General features: G+C 58.4%; 15 protein-coding genes. 2 read left to right on the top strand and 13 right to left on the bottom strand.

All coding sequences use genetic code 11. From position 1 onward, the window contains the following. Window position 1: 1 nt before the first annotated feature. The 13 genes from fabZ to dnaE form a co-directional block, all read right to left on the bottom strand. Window positions 2-466 carry a 3-hydroxyacyl-ACP dehydratase FabZ gene (gene fabZ / locus P3M64_RS03180; RefSeq protein WP_132938123.1) on the bottom strand — a complete coding sequence of 155 codons (465 nt, stop codon included), beginning with the start codon at window positions 464-466 and terminating at the stop codon, window positions 2-4. Next, entirely contained in the window at window positions 463-1509 is a 1047-nt protein-coding gene (lpxD, locus tag P3M64_RS03185) for a UDP-3-O-(3-hydroxymyristoyl)glucosamine N-acyltransferase (RefSeq protein ID WP_132938122.1), read from the bottom strand. Before lpxD ends, fabZ begins: the two co-directional genes overlap by 4 nt. A 3-nt stretch (window positions 1510-1512) precedes the next feature. Further along, window positions 1513-2088, bottom strand: a complete 576-nt coding sequence (locus P3M64_RS03190; protein WP_132938121.1) for an OmpH family outer membrane protein — start codon at window positions 2086-2088, stop codon at window positions 1513-1515. A 92-nt stretch (window positions 2089-2180) separates the two neighbouring features. After that, window positions 2181-4364: an outer membrane protein assembly factor BamA gene (gene bamA / locus P3M64_RS03195; protein ID WP_243644707.1), complete on the bottom strand. Its 2184-nt coding sequence runs from the start codon at window positions 4362-4364 to the stop codon at window positions 2181-2183. A gap of 176 nt (window positions 4365-4540) precedes the next feature. Continuing rightward, on the bottom strand, window positions 4541-5698 hold the full coding sequence (gene rseP, locus P3M64_RS03200; protein WP_132938120.1) for an RIP metalloprotease RseP: 1158 nt from the start codon (window positions 5696-5698) through the stop codon (window positions 4541-4543). Between the two features lie 118 nt (window positions 5699-5816). After that, window positions 5817-7022 (bottom strand): 1-deoxy-D-xylulose-5-phosphate reductoisomerase, encoded by a 1206-nt coding sequence (locus P3M64_RS03205; RefSeq protein WP_207893097.1) that lies wholly within the window; start codon window positions 7020-7022, stop codon window positions 5817-5819. Then, on the bottom strand, window positions 7013-7684 hold the full coding sequence (locus P3M64_RS03210; RefSeq protein ID WP_243644706.1) for a phosphatidate cytidylyltransferase: 672 nt from the start codon (window positions 7682-7684) through the stop codon (window positions 7013-7015). Before P3M64_RS03210 ends, P3M64_RS03205 begins: the two co-directional genes overlap by 10 nt. Then, window positions 7677-8417 (bottom strand): isoprenyl transferase, encoded by a 741-nt coding sequence (locus P3M64_RS03215; protein WP_207893096.1) that lies wholly within the window; start codon window positions 8415-8417, stop codon window positions 7677-7679. Before P3M64_RS03215 ends, P3M64_RS03210 begins: the two co-directional genes overlap by 8 nt. A gap of 47 nt (window positions 8418-8464) precedes the next feature. Next, the gene (frr, locus tag P3M64_RS03220) at window positions 8465-9007 is read right to left on the bottom strand and encodes a ribosome recycling factor (protein WP_132938344.1); all 543 of its coding nucleotides are present in this window, start codon (window positions 9005-9007) and stop codon (window positions 8465-8467) included. An 84-nt stretch (window positions 9008-9091) separates the two neighbouring features. Further along, window positions 9092-9817, bottom strand: a complete 726-nt coding sequence (pyrH, locus tag P3M64_RS03225) for a UMP kinase (RefSeq protein WP_132938118.1) — start codon at window positions 9815-9817, stop codon at window positions 9092-9094. Window positions 9818-10013: 196 nt separating this feature from the next. Beyond that, window positions 10014-10937 carry a translation elongation factor Ts gene (gene tsf / locus P3M64_RS03230; protein ID WP_132938117.1) on the bottom strand — a complete coding sequence of 308 codons (924 nt, stop codon included), beginning with the start codon at window positions 10935-10937 and terminating at the stop codon, window positions 10014-10016. A 54-nt stretch (window positions 10938-10991) separates the two neighbouring features. Beyond that, entirely contained in the window at window positions 10992-11831 is an 840-nt protein-coding gene (gene rpsB / locus P3M64_RS03235) for a 30S ribosomal protein S2 (RefSeq protein ID WP_132938116.1), read from the bottom strand. A gap of 309 nt (window positions 11832-12140) precedes the next feature. After that, window positions 12141-15620 carry a DNA polymerase III subunit alpha gene (dnaE, locus tag P3M64_RS03240; protein WP_207893095.1) on the bottom strand — a complete coding sequence of 1160 codons (3480 nt, stop codon included), beginning with the start codon at window positions 15618-15620 and terminating at the stop codon, window positions 12141-12143. Window positions 15621-15841: 221 nt separating this feature from the next. On the opposite strand from dnaE, the gene P3M64_RS03245 reads away from it, so the two are divergent. Further along, window positions 15842-16495 carry a hypothetical protein gene (locus P3M64_RS03245; protein WP_132938115.1) on the top strand — a complete coding sequence of 218 codons (654 nt, stop codon included), beginning with the start codon at window positions 15842-15844 and terminating at the stop codon, window positions 16493-16495. A gap of 18 nt (window positions 16496-16513) precedes the next feature. Beyond that, window positions 16514-17149: a hypothetical protein gene (locus P3M64_RS03250; RefSeq protein WP_132938114.1), complete on the top strand. Its 636-nt coding sequence runs from the start codon at window positions 16514-16516 to the stop codon at window positions 17147-17149. The last annotated feature ends 52 nt before the right edge of the window (window positions 17150-17201 follow it).

Here is a 17201-nt window from a genome sequence, read left to right on the forward strand (position 1 = left end):
ATCAATTGTCCACGATCATGGCGGCGAAAACAGCCTCGGCGACGAGCACGTCGCCGACAAAGGCGTTGCCCTGGAACTTCCACACGTTGGCCCGCTGGCGCTTCTTTTCAACGACAAAGCGCACGGTGTCGCCGGGCGTGACAGGTTTACGAAAGCGCGCCTGATCGACCGACATGAAATAGACCAGTTTGCCCTCGGCCCCTTTACCCATGGTGCGCACGACAACCACCGCCGCCGTTTGCGCCATCGCCTCGATCATCAGCACCCCCGGCATTACCGGGTGCCCCGGGAAATGACCCTGAAAGAAGGGCTCGTTAATGGTCACGTTTTTGACTCCCGTGGCGCCGACATCGGGCGTGATATCAACGACGCGATCAATCATCAAAAACGGGTAACGGTGGGGTATCATTTCCATGATCCGAACGATATCAATGCTTTCGGCAACAGTATTTGTCTCAGGACTCATCGGATGGACCCCTTGTCTTTCTTCTTTGTCAATGTACCCAGGCGGGCGACCTGCCGCCAAAAATCCTTCGCTGCGATGGCGGGGGAGCCGGCGACCGTGGCGCCGGGGGCGATATCGCGCATCACACCGCTTTGCGCCGCCATCCGTGCGCCATCGCCGATCGTCAAATGCCCGGCGATTCCGACTTGCCCCCCAGCCACGACATAATTGCCCAGCTTCGTGCTTCCCGATATTCCGACCTGAGAGACCACGAAGCAGCCTCTTCCCATCTGTACGTTGTGCCCGATTTGGACCAGATTGTCGATCTTACAACCATCGCCGATCATGGTGTCCGGCCCCGTTCCCCGGTCTATCGTGGTATTCGCGCCAATTTCGACGTCGTCACCAATCAGCACACGTCCCAACTGCGGAATTTTCAAATGATCGAGACTGCCGGGCGGGCGGGCGGGGGCGAAACCGAAACCGTCCTGCCCTATCCGCGCGCCGGGATGAACGATCGCCCGCGCGCCGACCCGACTAAACTGAACCGTCACATTGGCGCCGATCCGGGCGTCATCGCCGATGACCACGCCTTCGCCGATCACTGTATTGGCGCCAATGTGGCAACGCGCGCCGAGTTCCACGCCCTGCGCGATGACGACCCCGGCGTCCACCCGACACCCCGCCCCCAAACGTACGGTGGGATCGACATACGCCGAGGGATGGACCGTTTCGGCGGGCGTCGTCATCGGGTAAAACGCCTGGGCGAGACGCGCATAGGCGCGATACGGCTCGTCGGTCACCAACAAGACCATACCCTCCGGCGCACGCGGAGCTAAATCGGGATGCACGATACATGCGCCCGCCTTGCTTGCCGCGAAGGCGGCGGCGTAATTCTTATTGTCCAGAAAACTAATCTCGTCAGCCTCGGCCCGGTCCAGTGGCGCGACATCCCTGATCCGCCTGCTCTCGTCGGCGCAACGCGAAAGTTCGGCCTTGGCGATATCGGCGATTTGGCGAAGCGTCAACGGACCCGCACAACTGAAAAAACGGGGATCCGCCATGACTTATTTATCCGGTTTGGCGACTTTGAAGGCCGGCAGTTTTTTGTCTAAACGTTCCAGGACAATATCGGAAATGTCCAATGCCGTCGCATAAAAAATGGTTTGCTGCGCGTTCAACACCAGCGTTAGATGATTTTCCTCGGACACCTTTTTAATAACCTCGATCAAGGCCTTGTTGATCGCCTCGTTGGCGGCGAGGCGAACCTTGTTGAGGGCTTGCAAGCGCTGCTGAACCTCGGCTTGAACCTTGCTCAGACGTTGTTCGAATTTTCGCCGCTCGGCGGCATAAGCCTCCGGAGCAAGGAGCGTGCGCTTGCGGTTCAATTCCTGTTCAACGCCACGCAGAGTATCTTCTTCCTTCTTGATATCCTGTTGGATGGCGTCGTGATATTTTTTGATCTGTTCGCCGACATTTTTCGTGACCTTCGCCTTGGCCCGAATCATATCGAGATTAAGCAACGCAACCTTGACCGCAACCTCTCCGCGGGCAGGCGCCGTTCCGGTCTTTTGTTGCGCGAAGGCCGGAGGGGTCATCGCCAATGTGACCAACGTAAATAAGGCGGCGAGGAATGTACGCATCACGTCATAACCTTTTTTAAAAAACGGGTTAAGTATGGGTCTTTTGAACAGGAAAATTAGATTTGACCCGAAGAAACAACCATGATTCAGGCCTAGAATCTGGTCCCGATATTAACGCGCATGACTTCGCTCTTGTCATATTTTTCATGTAACACGGGCCAAGCGAAATCGACGCCGATCGGTCCGATCGGCGAAGACCACGAAAGACCAAAACCTGCCGAAGCGCGCAACGATCCAGTATTTTGCACTTCCGAACTGCTCGGAACGATCTTACCGATCGACCCGAAATCGGTGAAGACATGCCCGGCGACCCCCAATTCCTTCGGCAGTCCAATGGGAAACGACGTTTCCAACGAGCCGCTATAAAACCATTGTCCGCCCAAAGCATCTCCTGATACCCGGTCGCGAGGCCCGACGCCGGAAGAGGCGAACCCCCTGAGGTCGTCGCCACCTAAGAAAAAACGATCGAGAATCGTCACGTTGCCCGACAAAGGCATCACATATCCCGTCGCCCCACGCAAATGCGCCACCCAGCCATCGGCGTATTGGTAGTACGTGGACCCATCAATCCGATTGCGGAAATATTTGGAATCGCCGCCCAATCCCGCCAAGTCGGTGGTCAACTGCGCAAACACGCCCTCGGTGGGGTTGCGTTTATCGTCCCGCGTGTCGTACCCCAACGTATGGGTAACCTCCGACAGCATCCGTTTGCCCGCTTGAGCCTTGATGAACGTCGAAGCCGTATCCTTGACGCTATCCACCTGATTGCTACGCAGCGTATAACGCCATCCCTGGGTCAGGGTATCGGTCAACGGATAATGCGCCCGCAGAGCGAAACCGGTCGATTTCGAATTGAACGAACTGGTGGATTGACGGTTGCTCGCGGTATGGAAAATGTCGAATCCCGCGGAAATATCCCGGCCGAGGAAATAAGGCTCGGTGAAGCTAAGATTGACGGTACTCTGCGATTGTGCGATTTGCGTGCTCAAACTCAGGCTACGTCCGGTGCCCAGCAGGTTGCGTTCGCGAATACTCGCCCCAACCAAAGCCCCGTTGGTGGTTGAATATCCGGCGGTCAACGACAATGCTCCGGTGGATTTTTCCTTTACCTTGACATTGATCACCGTCTTATCGGGCGCGCTTCCGGGGACTTGTTCGACGTCAACTTTCTTGAAAAAATCCAAATCCTGAATGCGTTTTTTCGACCGGCGCAGTTTCGCAGCGTCGAAGGCGTCGCCCTCAACGAGACGAAATTCGCGGCGAATAACCCTATCCAAGGTGCGCACATTACCGGAAATATTGATCCGTTCGACAAACACCCTGGGGCCTTCATCGACCTGATATGTGATATCGATCACGTGTTTCTTACGGTCGCGGTTGATGCGCGGACGAATATCGACGAAGGCATACCCCAGATTTCCGACTTGCGCCGTCATCTTTTCGACGCTTTTATCCACGGCGTCGGCGTTGTACCAGTCGCCCCGCTTGAGGGTGTTTTCGCGCATCAAGGTCGCGCTGGTCAGATTGCGCAATTTGACCGCCACCTTAACGTTCCCGACGCGATAGCGCGGACCTTCATCGACGGTGTAGGTGATGAAGAACGCCTTATGATCTGGCGTCAATTCGGCGACCGAGGAGGAAACACGAAAATCGGCGTAGCCATTTTTTAGGTAAAATCGACGAAGCAACTCGCGATCGTACGTCAGTCTATCGGGATCGTAGGTATCGTCGGAACTTAAAAAGCGATACCACCGCGTTTCCTTGGTCCTGATAACGTCGCGCAGGTCGGAATCGGTAAACGCATGGTTGCCCACGAACCGAATATTCTGAACCCTTGTTACATCACCTTCGTGAATTTCGTACACCAAATTGATGCGGTTCTGATCCAATTGGATCACTTTAGGCTCGACCGTGGCGGCGAAACGCCCACTGCGCCGATACAACGTCAAAATCCGCTCGACATCATTCTGCACCTTGGTACGCGTATAGATAACCCGCGGACGCAATGAAATTTCGGCCTTTAGGTCTGCCGTCTTGATCCTTTTGTTGCCCTCGAAGGCGATCTCGTTAATTACTGGGTTTTCAACCACGTCAACCACAAGAACATCACCGTCTCTGCGAATCGTGACGTCGGCGAACAGGCCGGTCGCAAACAAGCTTTTTAGGGATTTATCAATGCGTTCGGGATCGAACGCATCGCCCTTATGGATCAACAAATACGAACGAACCGTCCCCGGTTCGACCCGACGAGCGCCCTCAACTCGAATTTCACGCACCACCCCGCCCGTTTGCACGCCCGTTTGTGGACTCGTTTGCGCAAGGCCCGGCGACGCGAATAAGAATCCGCCCGCAACAACTGTCAGAAACAGGAAAAAACGCGCCAGTACCAGCAAGAAATCCCCCCGGGATCAAGATATTTCAATGGGGTCGAACACGAAACGACAGACCGAGATCATAGCCCCCCGAAGCGCGCGAACAGCCGCACAAAATCGTTCCAGGTCGCGAAGATCATAAGGAGGAATACCAGAACCAACCCAAAACGAAAACCGTATTCTTGGGTGCGCTGACTGAGAGGCCGTCCACGCAACGCCTCAAAAGCGTAAAAGACCAGATGGCCCCCGTCGAGCATCGGCACGGGAAACAAGTTGAGCAGCCCCAAGTTGACGGAAAAGGCCGCCGCCAGCATCATCATATTGATCAACCCGGTTTGCGCCACATCGGCGGAAACGATGGCGATGCTGATCGGCCCACCCAATTCGTTGGCGTTGCGCGTGCCTCGGATCATCTGTCCCAAGGCGTCCATGATCCCCGCCGTCATGGCGTAAGTCCGCCCGACGCCATGCTCGACGGCCTGAACGATTCCCATGCGTTGATAGATCACCTGAGCGGGATCGGGGCTCACGCCAAGCAGGCCGATGACCCGCGGGGCCACCCCTTTTTGCGAGGCCTCAAGCACATGACGCGCCGGAGTCGCGTCAAGGGTTATGTCGCGGTTGTTCCTGACAATATCGAAACGTAAGGATTTTCCCGGATTCCGGCTGACGATATTGCGTAAATCGTCAAACCAGCGAATCGCCTGGCCGTCAATCGCGACAATGGTGTCGCCGGTTTTAAAACCAGCGGCGGCGGCGGCGCTATCGGGCTGTATTTGCCCAACCCCGGACAAGGGCTTAGGCGTGCCGACGGCGGCGAACAACCCCGTCATCACGACGATAGCGAACACAAAGTTGGCCAAGGGGCCGGCAAAAACGATGGCCGCGCGCTGCGCCAGACGCTTGTGATGGAAAGAAACCGCCCGTTCCTCGGGGGTCATAGGGCGATCCTCGGCATCGTCAACGCCGGTCACCATATCGCCCTCGCCAAACATTTTCACGTATCCGCCCAGCGGCACCATGCTCACCTTCCAGCGGGTGCCCCGCCGATCGGTACGCCCCCACAATTCGGGTCCGAAACCGATGGAAAACACTTCGATCCGCACCCCGTTATAGCGGGCGACCAAGAAATGTCCCATCTCGTGGACGAAAACCAATACCGTGATCAAAGCCAGAAACGGAAGCGTGTTTTCCGTAACCGACGTCGCCATCGAACCGATCAAATTCAGGAAGGTCATGTGTCTCTTCTTACCTCAAATGCACGAATGTTTTCGTTTGCGCCGATTGCCCTCGACGCATGGCGAAATACCGGCGTCGAGGGGTATCATATCTTGGAATTTCCAAGGGCGCGCCCCCTCAGGGCCGTGCGGCGGCCACGCGATCGACTTCCAGGCGCGCCACCCTGCGCGCTTCCCCATCCAGGGCCATGACGTTTTCAAGGCTATCGACTGGCGCGCCGGGAAGCAACTGCAGAGTCTGCTCGACAATGCCCGCAATATCGAGAAAACCAATCTTGCGCTCAAGAAACGCGGTGACCGCGACCTCATTGGCGCCGTTGAGAACGGTTGGCGCGCCGCCCCCAAAACGGAGACTTTCGCCCGCCAAACGCAAAGCGGGAAAGCGCGCGATGTCCGGCGCTTCGAACGTCAACTGACCGATTTCGGATAGCGACAATCTGGCTGACGGGGCGTGCATGCGCTGTGGCCAACTCAGGGCGTAGGCGATCGGCGTGCGCATATCCGGCGCACCCAACTGAGCCAAAACCGAGCCATCGACGTACGAGACCATCGAATGGATCACCGATTGCGGATGGACCAAGGTTTCCAGGCGCTGATGACCGACCGGAAACAGATGATAGGCCTCGATCAATTCCAGCCCCTTATTCATCATCGTCGCGCTGTCGATCGATATCTTGGCGCCCATGTCCCAGTTGGGGTGGGCGCAGGCCTGTTCCGGGGTCACCGCCGCCATGCGCGCGATATCCCACGTCCGAAAGGGGCCGCCCGACGCCGTCAGGGTCACTTTTTCGACGCCATCCACGCGATCGAAATCGAACACCTGGAAAATAGCGCTATGTTCGGAATCCACCGGCAACAGGGTGGCGCCGTGGGCGCGCACCTCGGCCATCATCAGCTCGCCCGCCGACACCAGGCATTCCTTGTTGGCCAAGGCGACCACCGCCCCCCGGCGCGCGGCGGCCAGCGTCGGGCGCAAGCCGGCGGTGCCGACGATCGCCGCGACGACGATATCGCTGGGCAACCGGGCGGCGTCGATCACCGCCTGGGCGCCCGCCGCAACCTCGATGCCGGTTCCCGCCAGAGCGGTCTTCAGGGCGGCGAACATGCTTTCGTCGGCAACGACGCACAACTCCGGGCGAAGCCGCCGCGCTTGATCCGCCAAGAGGGAAACGTTGCGCTTGGCGCACAACGCCGTGACGGTGAACTTTTCGGGATTTCTCTCGACCACATCCACCGTATTGCAGCCGACCGATCCCGTCGCCCCCAAAATGGTCACGCTTTGGGGATGTCGCAGAACCGCCGGCTGGGATTGGGCTATAGCCATAGCAATACGTTGCTCCTCAGCAGGGCGTTTATCAAGGCGGTCACCAAAATCGCGCTCAACAAACCATCGACGCGATCGAAAAGACCGCCATGACCGGGAATGATGGCCCCGGAATCCTTGAGGCCAAACCGCCGCTTGACCCAAGATTCGAACAGATCCCCGCCCTGTGAAACAGCGCCGATAAAAGCGCTGAACGCCGCCCAGCCCCATAGCGCGGGCGCGGCGGCGAGAAAATAACCGATCGCGGCGCCGCACGCCGCCGCGCACGTCATGCCCCCGATTAACCCCGCCCAGGTCTTTTTTGGGCTGATTTTAGGGGCCAGTTTAGGACCGCCTATGCTTAGCCCGAAAACGTAGGCCCCGATGTCCGTGGCCCAAACCGCGCCAAACAACCACGTCACCGTCAGAAAGCCACTTTCGGTATCGCCGCGCAGCCACATGAAAGCGATGCAGGCAAGGCCGACATACCCCACCCCCAAAGTCAACCACGACGGACGCCCGCCGACCATCGCCGACCATTCGTAAATCAAAACGGCCCCGCCCGCGACGACCATCACTTCAAAATAGGGTGTTCCCGCGAAAACGGCCCAAATCGCCAGTGGCGCCAAAACGACGGCCGAAGCCACCCGCGTCAAGGCCTTAAGGGCGGTTTTTTCAGCCACGGACGGCGCCATAGCGTCGATCGCGTTGGTCGAATTCCTCAAGCGTGGCGGAAAAAACGGCGGCGGAAAAATCGGGCCATAGGGTATCGACGAAAACAAGCTCGCTATACGCCATCTGCCACAACAGGAAGTTGCTGACGCGTTTTTCCCCGCTGGTGCGGATCAGCAGATCCGGGTCGGGAATATCGTCGGTATACAGACGCCGGGAGAACGCATCTTGATCAATATCTTCAGGGACGATCTTGCCCGAGCGCACATCTTCGGCCAGGGCGCGCGCCGCGCGCACGATTTCGTCCCGCCCGCCATAGCTGAGCGCGATAATCAGATCAAACCGGGTGTTTTGCGATGTCAACGTTTCGCTATCGTCGATCAACGCCCGAATATCCTCCGGCAGGCGGGCGCGATCGCCGATCACGCGAAGACGGATACCCTTCTTGTGCAACTCGCTGATTTCACGGCGAAGATAAAAACGGATGATCCCCAAGAGGTCGCGAACCTCGCCGTCGGGACGTTTCCAGTTTTCCGACGAAAAACCAAACAAGGTCAGATAACGAACGCCTTTGTGAACGGCCTCTTCGACCACGCCGCGCACCGCCTCAGCACCGCGTTTATGTCCCGCCGTGCGGGGCAGCCCGCGCGCCTGCGCCCATCGTCCGTTACCATCCATAATGATCGCAACGTGACGCGGCGTTTGCCCGTCCATCGTCTGCGTTTGCAACGAAACAGCCTTCATTTCGCCATCCACTCTCTATTCGGCGTTATCAGTGTCATCCTGCCGGATTAAACCTGCATGATTTCTTCTTCCTTATGAGCAAGCACGGTATCGATCGATTTAATGTGTTCATCGGTCAAATCTTGCACATTTTGCCCGTGGTCATGCTGCTGATCACTGGAAATCGCACCGTCTTTTTCGGCCTTTTTCAGTTCATCCATGGCATGACGGCGCACGTTGCGCACCGCGATGCGCGCCTCTTCGGCATACTTACCCGCAATTTTGGTGATTTCACGGCGACGTTCTTCATTCAGCGGCGGAATAGGGATCCGGATCAGCTGCCCGTCAACCGCTGGGTTCAATCCCAGGCCGGCCTCGATGATCGCCTTTTCGACCGCCTTGACCATCGAACGGTCCCAGACCTGAACCGACAACATTCTGGGTTCGGGAACCCCCACCGTGCCGACCTGGGCCAGCGGCATCGCCGCGCCGTAGGCTTCGACGGTCACCGGTTCGAGCAGACTGACCGACGCCCGACCCGTGCGCAAGCCGCCGAATTCCTTGCGCAACATTTCGACCGCGCCTTCCATACGTTTGCGCGTGTCTTTCATCAAACCATCAATATTCGCGTCGGCCACGATCCTAACCCCTTAAAAAAAACGACTGCTCTTTGGTGAAGTGGGCTGAATATAACGTCATTCGATAATGGTGCAATGCCCTTCGCCGCGCACCACATCGGCGAAAGCGCCTTCTTTATGTATGGAAAAGACCAAAATCGGAAGCTCATTTTCGCGCGACAAGGCGATCGCCGAGGCGTCCATGACCCGTAAATTTTGGCTCAGGACCTCCTGATAGCTGAGCGTATCGTAACGCACGGCGTCGGGGTCTTTTTTCGGATCGGCGCTGTAGACCCCGTCAACCTGGGTGCCTTTCAGCAAGGCGTCGCAATTCATTTCCACCGCGCGCAGGGCCGCCGCGGTGTCCGTGGTGAAATACGGATTCCCCGTTCCGGCGGCGAAGATCACGATCCGGCCTTTTTCCAAATGACGCACGGCCCTGCGGCGAATGTATGGTTCGCAAACCGTGGTCATCGGGATCGCCGATTGCACCCGGGTCGGCACGCCCAAACTTTCCAACAAACTCTGCATGGCGAGCGCATTCATCACAGTGGCCAGCATGCCCATGTAATCGGCGGTCGCCCGTTCTATTTTCGTCGCCGCCGCGGACATGCCGCGGAAAATATTACCGGCGCCGATCACCAAACAAACCTGAACGCCCATATCGTAAACGGATTTAACTTCGCCGGCGATCCGTTCCACGGTGTCGGTATCCAAGCCGTATTGCTGATCGCCCATCAACCCTTCGCCCGATAATTTGAGCAACACGCGCCGGTATTTCGGGGAAGACGTCGGTAACGACATGAGTATCCTCTCGCTTTTTATATTTTCAACATGACGGATTTTATGAAAAACCACGACGCGGAGCCAGCGCTTTAACTCTGGCGTGCAGCCGAACCTGATCGAAGCGCCCCGAACGACGCCAAGCACCGGATATATCGAAAAAAAAGCGGGGCGACCCGATAGAGCCGCCCCGCCTTACGATCACCCGGACAAAATGTCAAGCTCCGGCGGCGGCGGCCACCTCGGCTGCGAAATCGTCTTCCTTTTTGTCGATCCCCTCGCCGAGGCCAAAGCGGATAAATCCACCGACCGCAAGCTCCGCGCCCAATTCCTTGGCTTTCAACTCGACCGCTTTGGCGACCTTGTTTTCGCCGTCGATGACAAAAGTTTGTTCCATCAAGCAGACTTCTTCGTAATACTTGCGAATTCGCCCTTCGATCATCTTGGCGATAATTTCCTCGGGGCGTCCAGATTCACGGGCCTGATCGCCGATGACCGCTTTTTCGCGTTCGATCAACGCCGGATCAAGATCGTCACGGCTCAACGACGCCGGATTGGTCGCGGCGACATGCATCGCGATCTGTTTAGCGAACGCGATCAGAGGTTCCGCGGCGGCGCGCGACTTGATCGCCACCAAAACGCCGATCTTGCCGACCCCCTCGCCACTGGCGTTATGAACGTACGGGGCGACAACACCTTCGGCGACACTGATTTTGTCCATCCGGCGCAAGCTCATGTTCTCGCCGATGGTCGAAATCAAATGGGTCAGTTCTTCCCCTACGGTCCGCCCGGTTCCGGGATAGGCGCAAGTCTTCAGGGCGTCCATGTCGGCGACATTCAACGCCAACTTGGCGACAGAGGCCACAAACCCCTGAAAGGTTTCGTTACGTGCGACAAAATCGGTTTCCGAATTAACCTCGACGATCGCTCCATTGCCACCGTCGACGGCGACACCGACGAGTCCTTCGGCGGCGACGCGACCGGCCTTCTTGGCCGCGGCGGCCAGCCCCTTGGTGCGCAACCAATCGACGGCCGCCTCGATTTCACCATCGGTTTCCGACAACGCCTTCTTGCAGTCCATCATCCCCGCGCCGGACAATTCGCGCAGTTCCTTAACCAGGGCGGCAGTAATCTGTGCCATACTTCTTGTTCTCCAGTAAAATTATTCGTCCGCCAACGAAGAGAAAGCGGCGGATCAGGCGCCGGTCCCTTCCGTGGCGGGAGCGACGACTTCCGCGGCGTCCGCCACCGGGGCGGCGGGGGTCTCGACCGGAGCCGCGGCGGGCAACACCTCGACGGGGGCTTCCTCGGCGGCGCCCAAGTCGCCGCCGCTGGCGGTGACTTCAGCCTGGATGCCGTCCAAAACGGAACCGACCATCAGATCGCAATAGGCGCTGATCGCGCGCAGGGCGTCGTCATTGCCGGGGATCGGATAATCGACGCCGTCGGGAGCGCTGTTCGAATCGAGAACGGCGACTACGGGAATGCCCAACTTATTCGCCTCGGCGACGGCGATCGATTCCTTGTTGGTATCGATGACCACCAGGATATCGGGAAGACCGCCCATTTCCTTGATGCCGCCCAATGCGCGTTCGAGCTTATCGCGCTCACGGGTCAGTTGGAGCAGTTCCTTCTTGGTCAGGCCCTGGGTTTTCTCGACGCTGGACATCTGATCGTCCAGTTCACGCAGGCGCTTGATCGACTTGGAGATGGTTTCCCAGTTGGTCATCATGCCGCCGAGCCAGCGGTGATTGACGTAATACTGACCGCAGCGCTGCGCCGCTTCGGCGACCTTGCCCGAGGCCTGGCGCTTGGTGCCGACGAACAACACGCGCCCGCCGCCGGCAACGACGTCGCGCACGGCCTGCATGGCGCGATACATCAAGGGCACGGTCTGCTGCAGATTGATGATGTGAACCCCGTTGCGCACGCCGAAAAGAAACGGCGCCATTTTCGGGTTCCAACGGCGGGTGTTATGCCCAAAGTGCACGCCCGCTTCCAAGAGCTGACGCATGGTAAAAGTCGGCAAAGCCATTTTATCTGTCCTTTTCCGGTTGTTCCTCCGCGGGCGCGGCCCCTTTTGGGGCACCGGAACGGCTTGGTGTGAACATGCACTCCCCGCCGCAAACCCGCGTGTGAAATTGCGCACCATTTGCGCATAACGAAACCACGACCGCGCGAACGCATAAAAGCGCCCGCACCGACGTATGGGCGGGTTCTACCGTCGTCGCGGCGTTAACGCAAGGGAAATTCGCGTGATTCCGAGGGAAAAGCGGAACTTTCCGCCTTAGCCGTGCACGGCGACGCCCTGCGTGAGCATACCGTGCGGCGCATGCCCACGGACCTATAGCTCCTGAACATCGGACACGCCCACCATGAGACGAACGGATTGAAGGATGTCGGGGGTGATGTTGTAGCGCCCCTTGAGATTGATTTCGACCTCGTTTAAGGCGTCCAGACGGGCGGCGACGCGCACCTCGCCCTGGCCTTTGCCTTGGACTTCCCCCAAAAGACCGGCCAAATTCGGCAGTGCGGTCGGGGCATCGATCACGATTTTCAACCCGCTGGCGGTGCGCGCCGTGACCTTGTCCAAAAGCTCCATGGAATGGGCGGTCATCCGCGGGGTGTCACCTTCGAACTGCACGGCGGCCTTGATAAACAAGGAATTTCCCGGAACCAACATCTCGGCGGCCTGGCTCAGCACCTCGGAAAACACCGTCACTTCAAACGCGCCCGAGGCGTCGGAAAACTGCACGAACGCGAATTTATTGCCCTTGGCCGACACCATCTCGCGCTTGGAAACCATGGTTCCCGCCAGATTGACCGCGCCCGAGCGGCCCTGCGACAGGACCTGGGCGATCGGCTGGGCCTTGATCCGTTCCAGGCTTTTGCCGTAAGCGTCCAGCGGATGGGCGGACAGATAGAACCCGATCGCCGAAAATTCCTCGCGCAGGCGGTCCATTACCGACCAGTCCGAAACTTCGGGAAGCCGCAAGGCCGGGGCCGGGGTCGCTTCGCCGCCGAACAGGCCGATTTGGTCGCTTTCGCGCTCGCGCGTGGCGGCGCTGGCGTGTCCCAGAACGACGTTGACACCCTCCAACAGTTGCCTACGATTGGAATTCAGGCCGTCAAAGGCCCCGGCGCGCACCAAATTTTCCAAGGATCTTTTGTTGACGGCGTGACCATCCAAACGAGAGGCGAACGCGTTGATATCACGGAAAAGGCCGCCTTTTTCGCGTTCTTCGACGACCGAGCGCATCGCCGCCTCGCCCACGTTTTTAATGGCGGCCAAGGCATAGCGTATGGCCACGGCTTTGTTGTCCCGATCACGCTCGACCTTAAAAAAAACCGAAGACTTATTGATATCCGGGGTATGGAGGGGGGCGCCGATGCGCACAAGCTCCTGTCGATATCCCCCAAGCTTATCGGTATTGGTCATGTCCAGGGTCATCAGGGCGGCCATGAATTCGAGGGGGTAATTGGCCTTCATATACGCCGTCTGGTAGGCCACCAGGGCATAGGCGGCGGCATGGGACTTATTGAAACCGTAGCCGGCGAACTTGGCGACCTGATCGAAAATTTCATCGGCCTTGGCGCCGGGTACTCCGCGCGCCTCCGCGCCTTCGACGAACAGGACCCGCTGTTTGTCCATTTCCTCCTTGATCTTTTTGCCCATCGCCCGGCGCAACAGGTCCGCGCTGCCCAGGGTGTAGCCGGAAAGTTCTTGGGCGATCTGCATCACCTGTTCCTGGTAGATCATGATGCCGAAGGTCTCCTTGAGGATGCCTTCAAGCGTCGGATACAGGTAATCGGGCGTCTCCTCGCCGTGCTTGCGCTTGATATAGCTGGGGATGTTTTCCATCGGCCCCGGACGATACAAGGCGACGACGGCGATGATATCCTCGAAGGTATCGGGCCTGAGCTGACGCAGGACGTCGCGCATGCCCTGGCTTTCCAACTGGAACACCCCCGCCGTCTCGGCGCGCGCCAGCATCGCGAAGGTCGTTTTGTCGTTCAACGGGATGGTCGAAAGGTCCACCTCGGCCCCGCCCTCGGCGGCGAATTCGACCGCCTTGGCAAGAACGGTCAGGGTTTTCAGGCCCAAAAAGTCGAACTTGACCAGCCCCGCCGATTCCACCCATTTCATGTTGAACCCGGTCACCGGCATGTCCGAGCGTGGGTCGCGGTAAAGCGGCACCAGTTGGTCGAGCGGGCGGTCGGCGATAACCACGCCGGCGGCATGGGTCGAGGCGTGGCGATACAGCCCCTCGATCGGCAGCGCGGTATCGACCAGGCGCTTGACCGTTTCGTCGCCGCGGATCATTTCGCGCAATTGCGGCTCGGCGTTGATCGCCTCGCTCAGGGTCATCGGATTGGCCGGATTGCTGGGGATCAGCTTGGAAATTTTATCGACCTGCCCGTACGGCATTTCGAGCACCCGCCCGACGTCGCGGATCACGGCGCGGGCCTGGAGCTTTCCGAACGTGATAATCTGGGCGACCCGGTCGCGGCCGTATTTTTCCTGAACGTAATGAATCACTTCGTCGCGGCGATCCTGGCAGAAATCGATATCGAAATCGGGCATGCTGACGCGTTCGGGATTGAGGAAGCGTTCGAACAGCAACCCGAAGCGCAACGGATCGAGGTCGGTGATCGTCAGCGCCCAGGCCACCACCGAACCCGCGCCCGAGCCGCGCCCCGGCCCGACGGGGATGCCCTGCTCCTTGGACCACTTGATAAAATCCGAAACGATCAGAAAATATCCGGGAAAGCCCATCTGGACGATGATATTGAGTTCGTAGTCCAGACGCTCGAAATAGGGTTTTGCCGCCGCTTCACGCGCGGCGGCGTCCATGTCCGCCGACCACACCTGGGTTTCCAGGCGGGCGATCAGGCCGGCGTGCGCCTGGGTGCGCAGCTCATCCTCCTCGGTCTTGCCTTGCCCGCAGTCGAAGGGCGGCAAAATGGGCGCGATCTTATCGACCTTAAAGGCGCAGCGTTTGGCGATCACCAAGGTATTGGCGATCGCCTCGGGAAGGTCGGCGAACAGGGCCTTCATTTCCCCGGCCGACTTGAAATAGTGTTCTTGCGTTAGCTTGCGCCGCTCGTCCTGCGAGACGTAGGCGCTTTCGGCGATGCAGATCAGGGCGTCGTGGGCGGTGTACATTTCCTTGTCGGGGAAAAAAACTTCGTTGGTGGCGACCAACGGCAGGTCGAGATCGTAGGCGAGATCGAGGAACGCTTCCTCGGTGCGTTTTTCATCGCCTAAGTCGTGGCGCATCAGTTCGACATACAAACGCCCCCGATAAATTTCCGCCAGGCGGCGCATCAGCTTTTCGGCGTCGTCCGCGCGGCCCTCCAAGAGCAATCGCCCAACCGGCCCGCCGGGGCCGCCGCTAAGCGCGATGACGCCCGCGCCGTGGGCCGCCAAATCGTCAAGCGTCACCTTGGGATCATCGACATCCTCGCCGTCGAGGTAGGCGCGGCTGAGCAATTTCAAGATATTGCCATAGCCCGCGGCGTTTTGCGCCAGCAGCACCAGCGCCGGCGTGCGCGCGCGTTCTTTGGGCGCGGTGCGCGGTGCGCGTGGCTCGTCGGCGCCAAGATCGACCGCCACTTGACAACCGATGATCGGCTGCACGCCGCCGTCCGACGCGGCCAAGGAAAACTCCAGGGCGCTGAACAGGTTGTTGGTGTCGGTCACCGCCACCGCGGGCATGCGGTTTTCCCGGCACAAACGCACCAGATCCTTGATGCGTGTCGCGCCTTCAGAAAGCGAATAAGCGGAATGAACCCGAAGATGAACGAAATCTGCATGTGCCATGATGGCGCAAGGATTCCACATTCCGCGCCCCAAGTCAGCACGCGTTGTGGGCGAGCGACCGTTTATCCACAACATTTCGCCGTCATATCGCGCCGCCATGAAACGGCGATGCGGCGCCCGCCCACCAGCCCGCCCGGGGCGGGCTTGCCTTCCGCCGCCGTTAATGGTTATAAAAAGGTGTGTATTAGAAAAATATATTATTCTTGGTTGAGCGCCCCATTATGAAGAATTCATATTTTCGCACCGCCGCCATGAGTTTGGTGACGGGGATATTCGCCGGAACGCTTATCTTCTCCACGGCCTCAGCGGCCTCTCCCGGTGCACAGGTCGCCCCACCGCCACGGACGGAAGCCCCATACCCGACGCAAATAAAACCCGTGGCATTGGAAAAAGGCCGCCTGATCCTGCCCGAGAGACCGAAACTCAGCGCACCCGATGTTCTCGCGAGGAACCTCTCGGAAAATTTTTACGAAGAAACTTATGTCTATAACCTAAAGGGTTTTTTTCTTTCCATTGATCTTGGGTTTATCCGTTTTGAAGAACAGCGCAGTGGTGGGTACGCACAGATATCCGACCATAATTTTCGTGACCTCGCCCGCACGTTTTCGCAGACATACACGCCCATTCCCTTTAAAACGATGAAAATCCAAACCCTCGGAACGACAAAATACGCGCAATTCCCGACCAAGGGAGGACGCAATTGCGTCGTATTTTCCCGCGTTTTCGGAAAGAACCGTGGTCCCAAGCTCACCTCGGCCGTCATGATGGGCGTTTTATGCGATATCAACGGTTCCCCCGACGATCTCCTTGGAAAGCTGGTGTCCTTCTACATTGAGAAGATCACGCTGCGAGAAAAAGCACCCCCCGCGAAATAGCGCCGCACAGGAGACATCATGAAAGTGTTCAATATCACCATCGTCGCCATCGCCCTCGGGGGGATTTTAAGCGGCTGCGCCGCGCCTCAAGGGAGCGTCGGCATTCTCGATGCGCCGACGCCCAACCCTTCGCTCGACAATGACCGGGGCGTACCCGTCGCCCAATGGCAGAGCCGCCTGGTTCTACCGGTAAGGCCCCTGCTTTCCGCGCCGCGGATATTCAGAAAAGAAGAAGCACCGGGGCGTTTGCGGGAAGTTTATCTTTACGATCTCACCGGATTTATCCAATTCCAACGCATCGGCCTGCTCTGGTTGGACGAACGCCGCACGGAAGGATACTCTCAGTTAGACGACCCACAGTTTCGTTCCTTGGGCAAAGTCATGTCCCGAAAGTTTACCTACGTTCCCTTCGACAACATGAAAATCGAGACACGAGGCGCGGTCAAATACGCCGCCTTTAGGTCCGACCACGACCGACCGTGCGTTCTGTTCTCCCGCCCCATCGGTGAAAAAAAGGGCGCGGCGCGCGCCGGCGCCATGATCATCGGGTCGTTTTGCGACAGCTCCCGTTATGGGACGGACGAATTGAAAAAATTGGTCACTTATTATGTTGGGAAAATCACCCTGCGGGAGAACGCCGTCGGCGCACGTTAGCCCCCGTACAATAAAAAGATACAATAAAAAAACCTGCTCTTGATCACAGTTA

This window comes from Varunaivibrio sulfuroxidans (genome assembly GCF_029318635.1).
Lineage (GTDB): Bacteria > Pseudomonadota > Alphaproteobacteria > Rhodospirillales > Magnetovibrionaceae > Varunaivibrio > Varunaivibrio sulfuroxidans.

Coding starts and splice junctions, on each gene's coding strand:
- fabZ (WP_132938123.1), bottom strand. CDS start 466: ATGAGTCCTGAGACAAATACTGTTGCCGAAAGCATTGATATCGTTCGG.
- lpxD (WP_132938122.1), bottom strand. CDS start 1,509: ATGGCGGATCCCCGTTTTTTCAGTTGTGCGGGTCCGTTGACGCTTCGC.
- P3M64_RS03190 (WP_132938121.1), bottom strand. CDS start 2,088: ATGCGTACATTCCTCGCCGCCTTATTTACGTTGGTCACATTGGCGATG.
- rseP (WP_132938120.1), bottom strand. CDS start 5,698: ATGACCTTCCTGAATTTGATCGGTTCGATGGCGACGTCGGTTACGGAA.
- P3M64_RS03205 (WP_207893097.1), bottom strand. CDS start 7,022: ATGGCTATAGCCCAATCCCAGCCGGCGGTTCTGCGACATCCCCAAAGC.
- P3M64_RS03215 (WP_207893096.1), bottom strand. CDS start 8,417: ATGAAGGCTGTTTCGTTGCAAACGCAGACGATGGACGGGCAAACGCCG.
- frr (WP_132938344.1), bottom strand. CDS start 9,007: ATGAAAGACACGCGCAAACGTATGGAAGGCGCGGTCGAAATGTTGCGC.
- pyrH (WP_132938118.1), bottom strand. CDS start 9,817: ATGTCGTTACCGACGTCTTCCCCGAAATACCGGCGCGTGTTGCTCAAA.
- tsf (WP_132938117.1), bottom strand. CDS start 10,937: ATGGCACAGATTACTGCCGCCCTGGTTAAGGAACTGCGCGAATTGTCC.
- rpsB (WP_132938116.1), bottom strand. CDS start 11,831: ATGGCTTTGCCGACTTTTACCATGCGTCAGCTCTTGGAAGCGGGCGTG.
- dnaE (WP_207893095.1), bottom strand. CDS start 15,620: ATGGCACATGCAGATTTCGTTCATCTTCGGGTTCATTCCGCTTATTCG.
- P3M64_RS03245 (WP_132938115.1), top strand. CDS start 15,842: ATGAAGAATTCATATTTTCGCACCGCCGCCATGAGTTTGGTGACGGGG.
- P3M64_RS03250 (WP_132938114.1), top strand. CDS start 16,514: ATGAAAGTGTTCAATATCACCATCGTCGCCATCGCCCTCGGGGGGATT.